Annotated in this window: 1 protein-coding gene; it reads left to right on the top strand. The window is 49.3% G+C overall.

Going from position 1 to position 339, the window contains the following annotated elements; genetic code table 11:
* Positions 1 to 339: hypothetical protein (locus tag WEIDD23_RS13925; protein ID WP_197458911.1), on the top strand; the 339-nt coding region annotated here is incomplete at both ends.

Genomic DNA, 339 nt, shown 5'->3' with positions numbered 1-339 from the left:
ACCTACAACGTGGTTTACACGCCTGAAGCACAGACGCAAACGACGTTGTACCAAGGTCCAGAAGTTGCCCTTGATCGCATGAGCAAGACAACATTCGTCAACCAAACGGCGACGGATGCTAGCTTCACGGTCAGTGCGAATGGTCCGGCAACGGATATTCCAGCGGGATATAAGGTTGAAAAGGTTACCTTGAACGACAAGGATGTCCAGGCCGGTGACTTTGTGACATCAGTTGGTGGCGACACAATCGTTTATACGTTGGTTGCAACTGATAATCCTTTGAACGTGAACTACCAATATGACACGATTAAAGGCTGGACGGCACCAATGACGGGATTG

This window comes from Weissella sp. DD23, assembly GCF_001579105.1.
In the GTDB taxonomy this organism is placed as follows: domain Bacteria; phylum Bacillota; class Bacilli; order Lactobacillales; family Lactobacillaceae; genus Weissella; species Weissella cibaria.
The sequence above is the reverse complement of the archived record's forward strand: the minus strand, read 5'-3'. Positions and strand labels throughout refer to the sequence as shown.